The following is a 1,544-nucleotide window of genomic DNA, read 5'->3' on the forward strand; positions in this document are numbered from 1 at the left end:
GGACACGCTTGGCGGTCCGGCACAGCCGTTTTTGGCCGCGATCATGGGACTGGCGCTGCTGGTGTTGCTGGCTGCGTGCGTCAACCTTGCGGGCATCTTTGCTGCACGCGCCGCTGACCGTAGCCGCGAACTGGCGATCCGGCTCTCAATTGGCTCGACGCGGTGGCGCATTCTGCGGCAACTGCTCACGGAGGCTGTTCTGGTTTCACTGGCAGGCGGCGCGCTGGGGACATTGATTGCGACAGCCATGCTTGGAGTGCTTAGCCAGTGGCAGCCGATCACCGAATATCCGATCCACGTCACCGTTGTCGCAGATGGACGGACTTATTTAATTGCGGTGCTACTTTCGGTTGCTGCTGGAATTCTTCCTGGCCTGATGCCGGCGCGGCAGGTGTGGCGGACAGACGCGACGGATGCGATGAAAAGCGGAACTACTTCGGCGAGGATTCTGCGCCGTGTGACTTTGCGCGATCTGCTCCTCGGGATCCAGATCGCACTCTGTGCGCTGCTGTTGACGGCGTCGATGGTGGCTTTGCGCGGCATGGAGCGCTCGCTGCACGCACCGATGGGTTTTGTTCCGCAGGGGGCGACGGTCGCCGACACCGATATGGAGATGGCGGGCTACTCCGATAACTCTGCATTCCCTGTTCAGCGACGCATGATTGAAGCGGCTGCGGCGCTTCCGGGTGTCAAAGGCGCGGGCACCATCGATTCATTGCCGCTGGGTGGGGGCGGCAGCAACTGGTCAGTCTACCGCGAGGGAACTACCGACCTGCGCAGTTCAAACAGCGTGATGAGTCCCAAGAGCTACGGGATCTCACCTGGATATTTGGCGGCCGCCGGCACCACGTTACTCGCGGGCCGTGATTTCACCTGGGACGATGGTCCTAAGGCACCGAAAGTCGCGATCGTGAATGAAATCTTCGCACATAAGATGTTTGGCGAGGAGTCCGCAATCGGACGTCATTTCCTGGGCGGCGACAAGACGAATTATCAGATTGTAGGGGTCGTCGAGAACGGCAAATACGAGATGCTTACGGAAGATCCAGCACCGGCCATGTTCTTTCCGCTCGATCAAGACCATGAGGCAAATACGATTTTGATTGTGCGATCGGATCTGCCGCCAGCCGAGATCGCAGGGGCTTTGAATCGCATGCTCACGAGCATCGATCCAAGCCTGCCGTTCAGCCTGCGCACCTGGCCGGACAGGCTCTCGTTCCCACTCTTTCCGCCGCGAATTGCCACGGCAACTTTGAGCGTGATGGGAATTCTCGCCGCGATGCTGGCGATCACCGGGGTATTTGGGATGGCGACTTATACGGTGTCGAAGCGGCTGCGGGAACTCGGCATTCGCGTCGCCCTGGGAGCGCATCGCACGCAGCTGATGCGAGCGGCCCTGGGTCGTCCGCTGATCGTGCTGCTTTCAGGGTCGCTGGCGGGGCTGGTGCTGGGGGTGCTTGCGAGCCGACTGCTGGCGGCACTGGTGTATGAAGCCACCCCGCGCGATCCGCTGGTTCTGATCAGCGCTGTAGCGGCGATGACCC

At 61.0% G+C, this 1,544-nt stretch carries 1 protein-coding gene; it reads left to right on the top strand.

All coding sequences use genetic code 11. From position 1 onward, the window contains the following. Positions 1-1,544 (top strand): FtsX-like permease family protein (locus tag WA354_RS00890; RefSeq protein WP_472811122.1); only part of this gene is annotated, 1,544 nt, incomplete at both ends.

Source organism: Occallatibacter sp. (genome assembly GCF_049802275.1).
In the GTDB taxonomy this organism is placed as follows: domain Bacteria; phylum Acidobacteriota; class Terriglobia; order Terriglobales; family Acidobacteriaceae; genus Telmatobacter.